Below are 541 nucleotides of genomic sequence, written 5' to 3'. Positions count from 1 at the left end.
CTAGGTGTTGTGGGTCATGAGGTTCTTGACATGGGTACCGGGCTGAGATGAGACGAGTGGGCCTCTCCCGCAGGATGGAAGTTCCTACACCACCGACCTGCCCGAGAAGACCCACTCATGACTCACGCTAACGCACCCCTGACCCCGACCGGCCGTCTCAGGATGGTCCACCGCCACCTGCACGACGGGATCCCGCAGGCACACGTGGCCGCCGAGTTCCGGGTGAGCCGGCCCACGGTGGCCACTTGGGTCGCCCGCTACCGCGCCCAGGGAGAAGCCGGCCTTCAGGACCTGCCCAGCCGGCCGCACCGTTCACCTGCCCAGCTCGATCCGGTCTTGGTCGCCCAGATCCACGCCCTGCGGCGGGAGCGCAAGTGGTCCGCACGGCGCATCCATCACCACCTCGTCTCCGAGGGCCACCGGGTGTGTCTTCGTACCGTGGGACGGTGGCTGCACCGACTCGGGATCTCCCGCCTACGGGACCTGACCCCGGCCGGAGAAGACCTGCGCCAACGACCCCAGAAGATCACCGCGAGAGGGC

General features: G+C 68.0%; 1 protein-coding gene. It reads left to right on the top strand.

Annotated elements, in window-relative coordinates; genetic code table 11:
- Positions 1 to 117: 117 nt before the first annotated feature.
- On the top strand, positions 118 to 541 hold a 424-nt coding region (locus MF605_RS11915), incomplete at its 3' end, for a helix-turn-helix domain-containing protein (protein ID WP_242821303.1).

This window comes from Micrococcus luteus (assembly GCF_022664405.1).
Taxonomy (GTDB): Bacteria; Actinomycetota; Actinomycetes; order Actinomycetales; family Micrococcaceae; genus Micrococcus; species Micrococcus luteus.
This window is presented reverse-complemented; position numbering and strand designations above follow the sequence as displayed.